Origin of the sequence: Streptomyces sp. 150FB (genome assembly GCF_000818195.1) — a bacterium.
In the GTDB taxonomy this organism is placed as follows: domain Bacteria; phylum Actinomycetota; class Actinomycetes; order Streptomycetales; family Streptomycetaceae; genus Streptomyces.
Genome location: NZ_JTHL01000001.1, coordinates 5,913,433 through 5,919,632, shown reverse-complemented (window position 1 = coordinate 5,919,632; position 6,200 = coordinate 5,913,433). Strand labels below are relative to the sequence as shown.

General features: G+C 68.3%; 7 protein-coding genes and 1 pseudogene. 6 read left to right on the top strand and 2 right to left on the bottom strand.

The window, feature by feature from the left end:
• From QR77_RS25575 to QR77_RS25550, 6 genes are all read left to right on the top strand, one after another.
• The coding region (locus QR77_RS25575; RefSeq protein ID WP_078877118.1) for a 2-oxo-4-hydroxy-4-carboxy-5-ureidoimidazoline decarboxylase at positions 1-472 on the top strand (472 nt) is incomplete at its 5' end.
• Positions 473-640: 168 nt separating this feature from the next.
• On the top strand, positions 641-1,021 hold the full coding sequence (gene sdhC / locus QR77_RS25570) for a succinate dehydrogenase, cytochrome b556 subunit (protein ID WP_078877116.1): 381 nt from the start codon (positions 641-643) through the stop codon (positions 1,019-1,021).
• 5 nt (positions 1,022-1,026) lie between these two features.
• On the top strand, positions 1,027-1,521 hold the full coding sequence (locus QR77_RS25565; protein ID WP_040024430.1) for a succinate dehydrogenase hydrophobic membrane anchor subunit: 495 nt from the start codon (positions 1,027-1,029) through the stop codon (positions 1,519-1,521).
• 20 nt (positions 1,522-1,541) lie between these two features.
• Complete coding sequence (gene sdhA, locus QR77_RS25560; RefSeq protein ID WP_040024429.1) at positions 1,542-3,296, top strand: succinate dehydrogenase flavoprotein subunit; 1,755 nt, start codon at positions 1,542-1,544, stop codon at positions 3,294-3,296.
• Entirely contained in the window at positions 3,296-4,072 is a 777-nt protein-coding gene (locus QR77_RS25555) for a succinate dehydrogenase iron-sulfur subunit (protein ID WP_040024428.1), read from the top strand. Before sdhA ends, QR77_RS25555 begins: the two co-directional genes overlap by 1 nt.
• A gap of 116 nt (positions 4,073-4,188) precedes the next feature.
• Positions 4,189-4,722 (top strand): hypothetical protein, encoded by a 534-nt coding sequence (locus tag QR77_RS25550; protein ID WP_040024427.1) that lies wholly within the window; start codon positions 4,189-4,191, stop codon positions 4,720-4,722.
• Positions 4,723-4,788: 66 nt separating this feature from the next.
• Here the strand turns inward: QR77_RS25550 and QR77_RS25545 are convergent.
• Positions 4,789-5,553 (bottom strand): annotated as a pseudogene (locus QR77_RS25545) (VWA domain-containing protein); the annotation flags it as partial.
• Between the two features lie 67 nt (positions 5,554-5,620).
• Complete coding sequence (locus tag QR77_RS25540; RefSeq protein ID WP_040024426.1) at positions 5,621-6,124, bottom strand: MarR family transcriptional regulator; 504 nt, start codon at positions 6,122-6,124, stop codon at positions 5,621-5,623.
• Between the last annotated feature and the right edge of the window lie 76 nt (positions 6,125-6,200).

Genomic DNA, 6,200 nt, shown 5'->3' with positions numbered 1-6,200 from the left:
CAGCCGCCGCTGGGCGCAGCGCCTGGTCAGGCACCGTCCGTACGGTGACCTGGACGTCCTGCTCGCCGCCGCCGACGAGGCGAGCTACGACCTCTCGTTCGCCGATCTCGCCGAGGCGCTCGCCGACGAGTCGTCAGCCGGTCCCGGCCTGGGCGCGCCCGCCGCGGCCCAGACCGCGCTGCGCGCGGCGCACGCCGCGTACGAGAGCAGCTTCGGCCACGCGTTCGTGATCAGCCTCGACGGTCACCGTCCCGAGGAGTATCTGAACCAGGTGCTGGCCGCGATCCGTACCCGCCTCTCCCACGACCCGGACGAGGAACGGTCGGTGGCCGCCGACGAACTGCGCAGGCTCGCCCGGGGCCGAATTGCGCGCCTGATCTCCCACCCTCCGGAACCCCCGGAAGCCGGCGACGAATTGCATACAGTATCCAGAAATTCGGCGTGTCCTGATAGCCCGTCCGTGGCTCTTTAACTGCGTGTTTGATCACACCCGTGGCCCCCGGGCAAGCGAACCGACAACACGTCGCTACGATGGCCGGGGCCGGTGGACCGTACCCGGCCGGGCGCGACCGACACCACTGTGCTTGATTGAGTAGAAGATGGCGGCCGGCCCCGATCCCCGCTCCCGGAGGGTTTTTCCGTGCCGGCTGGAACGCTGTACCGCGGCCGGGAAGGAATGTGGTCATGGGTGGCTCATCGAGTCACCGGCGTCCTCATCTTTTTCTTCCTGTTCGTACACGTGCTGGACACCGCTCTCGTCCGTGTTTCCCCCGAGGCCTACGACAACGTCGTAGCGACCTACAAGAACCCGGTCGTCGCGCTGCTCGAGTACGGCCTTGTGGCCGCCATCCTCTTCCACGCGCTCAACGGCCTGCGCGTCATCGCCGTGGACTTCTGGTCCAAGGGCCCCCGTTATCAGAAGCAGATGCTCTGGACCGCTGTCGGTATCTGGGTCGTCCTGATGGTCGGCGCCCTCTATCCCGTACTCGGCCACGCCTTTCGCGAAGTCTTCGGGAGCTGAGACCGATGTCCGCAGATACCACGTCCCCCACCCCGTCCGATTCCGCGATCAGTCCGGTCGAAGGCGCCAGCCTGTACGGCGTCGACCACCCGGCTCCCCTCATCGAGGCACCGCGCCGGCGCACCTCGAAGACCCCGAAGTCGACCCGCGGCAACTTCGAGATGGCCGCCTGGCTCTTCATGCGCCTCTCCGGCGTCGTGCTGGTCGTCCTCGTCCTCGGCCACCTGCTCATCCAGTTGGTGCTCGACGGCGGCGTCAGCAAGATCGGCTTCGCCTTCGTGGCCGGCCGCTGGGCGTCCCCGTTCTGGCAGGTCTGGGACCTGCTGATGCTGTGGCTGGCCATGCTGCACGGCGCCAACGGCCTCCGCACGATCGTGAATGACTACGCGGAGAGCACCACCACGCGCCTGTGGCTGAAGGGCCTCGTCTACGCCGCCACAGCGTTCACCATTTTCCTGGGCACGCTGGTGATCTTCACCTTCGACCCGAACATCGCCTAAAGCCGGGGCTGACGAGAGCAATGAAGATCCATAAGTACGACACTGTCATCGTCGGCGCCGGCGGCGCCGGAATGCGCGCGGCCATCGAGTCGACCAAGCGCAGCCGTACCGCCGTGCTGACGAAGCTCTACCCCACGCGGTCCCACACGGGAGCGGCGCAGGGCGGCATGGCCGCGGCGCTCGCCAACGTGGAGGAGGACAACTGGGAGTGGCACACCTTCGACACGATCAAGGGCGGCGACTACCTGGTCGACCAGGACGCCGCCGAGATCCTCGCGAAGGAGGCCATCGACGCGGTCCTCGACCTGGAGAAGATGGGCCTCCCCTTCAACAGGACGCCGGAAGGCAACATCGACCAGCGGCGCTTCGGCGGCCACTCCCGCAACCACGGTGAGGCGCCGGTCCGCAGGTCCTGCTACGCGGCCGACCGTACGGGCCACATGATCCTCCAGACGCTCTACCAGAACTGCGTCAAGGAGGGGGTGGAGTTCTACAACGAGTTCTACGTCCTGGACCAGTTGATGGCCGAGGTCGACGGTGTGAAGGTGTCCGCAGGTGTGGTCGCCTACGAGCTGGCCACCGGCGAGATCCACATCTTCCAGGCGAAGTCCGTCATCTACGCGTCCGGCGGCAACGGCAAGTTCTTCAAGGTGACGTCCAACGCGCACACCCTGACCGGTGACGGCCAGGCGGCCTGCTACCGGCGCGGACTGCCGCTGGAGGACATGGAGTTCTTCCAGTTCCACCCGACGGGCATCTGGCGCATGGGCATCCTGCTGACGGAGGGCGCCCGCGGTGAGGGCGGCATCCTGCGCAACAAGGACGGCGAGCGCTTCATGGAGAAGTACGCGCCCGTCATGAAGGACCTCGCCTCGCGTGACGTCGTCTCGCGCTCCATCTACACGGAGATCCGCGAGGGCCGCGGCTGCGGTCCCGAGGGCGACCACGTCTACCTGGACCTGACGCACCTGCCGCCGGAGCAGCTCGACGCCAAGCTGCCCGACATCACCGAGTTCGCGCGTACGTACCTGGGCATCGAGCCGTACACGGACCCGATCCCGATCCAGCCGACCGCGCACTACGCCATGGGCGGCATCCCCACCAACGTCCAGGGTGAGGTCCTCGCCGACAACACCACGGTGGTGCCCGGGCTTTACGCCGCGGGCGAGGTCGCGTGCGTCTCGGTGCACGGCGCCAACCGCCTGGGCACGAACTCGCTGCTCGACATCAACGTCTTCGGACGCCGCTCGGGCATCGCGGCCGCCGAGTACGCCGAGAAGAGCGAGTTCGTCGAACTCCCCGAGAACCCGGCCGAGTTCGTCGAGACGCGGGTCGAGCACCTGCGTAACTCCACGGGCAAGGAGCGGGTCGCGGCGCTGCGCCTGGAGCTCCAGGAGACCATGGACGCCAACGTCATGGTCTTCCGTACGGAGCAGACGATCAAGACCGCGGTGGAGAAGCTCGGCGAGCTGCGCGAGCGCTACCTGAACGTGTCCATCCAGGACAAGGGCCGGCGCTTCAACACGGATCTGCTCGAAGCCATCGAGCTGGGCAACCTGCTCGACCTGGCCGAGGTGATGGCCGTGTCGGCGCTCGCCCGCAAGGAGTCGCGCGGCGGTCACTACCGCGAGGACTTCCCCAACCGGGACGACGTGAACTTCATGCGCCACACCATGGCGTACCGCGAGGTCGGCGACGACGGCAGCGAGTCCATCCGTCTCGACTACAAGCCGGTCGTCCAGACCCGCTACCAGCCGATGGAGCGTAAGTACTGATGTCTACAGCCACCATGGACCGGGTCGAGGCGGCCTCCGCGGCTTCGCACCTCATCACGGTCACGTTCCGGATCCGCCGCTTCAACCCCGAGGTCTCGGCCGAGTCGACGTGGCAGGACTTCGAGTTCGACATCGACCCGAAGGAGCGGGTGCTCGACGGTCTCCACAAGATCAAGTGGGAGATGGACGGCACGCTCACCTTCCGGCGCTCCTGCGCGCACGGGATCTGCGGCTCGGACGCCATGCGTATCAACGGCCGTAACAGGCTGGCGTGCAAGACGCTCGTCAAGGACATCGTCTCCACGGACAAGAACGGCGTCTCCAAGCCGATCCTGATCGAGGCCATAAAGGGCCTGACGGTCCTCAAGGACCTGATCGTGGACATGGAACCGTTCTTCCAGGCGTACCGCGACGTGATGCCCTTCCTGGTCACCACGGGCAACGAGCCGACGCGCGAGCGCCACCAGTCCGCCGAGGACCGTGAGCGCTTCGACGACACCACCAAGTGCATCCTGTGCGCCGCCTGCACGTCGTCGTGCCCGGTGTTCTGGAACGACGGGCAGTACTTCGGCCCGGCGGCGATCGTCAACGCGCACCGCTTCATCTTCGACTCGCGTGACGAGGCCGGGGAGCAGCGGCTCGAAATCCTCAACGACAAGGACGGCGTGTGGCGTTGCCGCACGACGTTCAACTGCACGGACGCCTGCCCGCGCGGTATCGAGGTCACGAAGGCGATCCAGGAAGTCAAGCGCGCGCTGATCACGCGCCGTTTCTGAGGAAGCTTCGGGGAGGCCCTGGAGAGGCCCGTCTCCGCGTGTCGAACGCGCGGAGGCGGGCCGCTTTCTGTGCCAGGATCGATGTCTGACAGGAAGCCAGGGGAACGGGGAGAGACATGAGCGAGCCCAATCCGTACGCGAACGGGGAGTACCAGTGGGGTCCCACGCCGCCCCAGGACGGCGTGCCGGGCGGTCCCGCGTACGGCTACCCGAACGCGGCCCCGGGGTACGGCTACCCCAACTCCGGTCCCGGGTACGGCGAAACACTGCCCGGCGGAGTGCCGTTCGGGGCCGGCAACTCGGGGACGCCGCTGGTGTCGATCGGGGACATCACCGTCATGAACGAGGGCATCGTGACGCCGGCGGGTGTCCTGCCGCTCAGGGGCGCGGTGTGGAACGCGACGGACCTGTCCCGTACGGAGGAGAAGATCCCGACGCACGCCATCGTCCTGGCGATCGTCTTCTTCATCTTCTGCCTGCTCGGTCTGCTCTTCCTGCTGATGAAGGAGCGGACCACCAGCGGGTTCATCCAGGTCACGGTGACGAGCGCGGGACGGCATCACTCGACGATGGTGCCCGCCACGCATCCGGGGAGCTTCCAGATGGTCATGGGGCAGATCGGCTACGCGCGTTCGCTCAGCAGCATGTGACCGGGGGTACGTGGCGTACCCGGTGTGCTTAGTGTGCTTGGTGTGCTCGGTGTGTACTGGGGCCGGTCACTCGACGATGCCCGCGCGGCGGGCCGCCGTGAGCCAGGACGGGAACTCCGACAGCAGCCGGTCGTACAGCTCGGCGTCGGACGTCCTGGCGATGTCGTCGACGGCGAAGAAGCCGACGTTGTCGACGCGGCGCCCGGTCAGGGTGTCGAAGCGTTCCAGTACCCCGTAGTCGGCTCGGCCGAGCCCCACGAACTGCCAGAACAGCGGCTCCTCGACGGATGCGCGCAGTTCGCGTTCGATCTCCTCGTCGCTGTGCACACCGCCGTCGGAGAAGAACAGGACGAGCGTGGGCTCGCGCAGCGGGTGCGCGCGTACGTAGCCGCGGATCTCGGCGATGACTCGGTGTTCCTCGTTCTGGATGCCGACGGCGCGCATGTCGATCTGGCGCGGATCGAGCCCGCGCCTGCGCCGCCTCGGCCGTCCGAAGAGGCCGAGCTGGCCCACGCGTACGTGCAGCCGCAGCCACTCGGGCAGCTCCTCCAGGGCGAGGTCGGGCAGCCTGGCCGGGTGCGTGGCGAAGGTCCAGGCGCGCATCCCGCCTCCCTCGCCGCCGAGTTGGGCCGCCACGGCCGCCACCCGCTCGACCACGTCGGCGACCACTCCGCGCGAGTAGAGCGCGGCCATGGAGACGGAGGCGTCGAGTACGAGGACGACGCGCGCCTTCGCGTCGGCGGCGTCGTGCTTGCGGAGGCTGACCGAGACCTGTTCCTTGCGCAGCGAGAGCCGGTCGCGCATGCCGTCGGGGAGGGCTGCCTCGCCCTTGCACGGGGAATCGGATGCCATCGCACCAGTCTGCTCCTCCTCCGGCGCCCGGCGCGCGCGGACGCCCTCACTGTGAGCTGTCACGCTCCTCCGCGACGATCATGATGCGCCGCAGCATCGAGTTGAGCACCGCGCGCTCGTCCGCCGAGAGCACTCCGAGCAGCCGGTACTCCTCGTGTCCGAGGACATCCATGGCCCGCAGCCAGGTCGCCCCGCCGTCCTCCGTCAGCTCGACGTCGACCCGCCTGCGGTCGGCCGCCGAGGGCGTACGCCGGACGAAGCCGCGCCGTTCCAGGGCGTCGAGGCGGCCGGTGACCGAGGCGGCCGCCAGGCCGAGGTCGGCGGTGAGCTGCGAGGGGGTCGCCCTGCCCGCGCGGCCGGCGAGCGCGTGCAGGGTGTCGAACTCGTGGCGGTCCAGCTCGGATTCGGCGAGGAACCGCTCGCGGACCCGGCGCAGATGGACCCCGAGCTTGTCCATCCGGGTGACGGCGCCCTCGATGTCCGGGTCGAGGTCGGGCAGGACGGGCTGCCAGCGCGCCACATGTTCGTCGGTCCAGTCGCGGGGCTCCATGAATCCGATCGTACGCGCGGGTACTTCGGCGCCGGGCCGGGCGGCGCGGGCGGCGCGGACGGCGCGGGGGACGGCG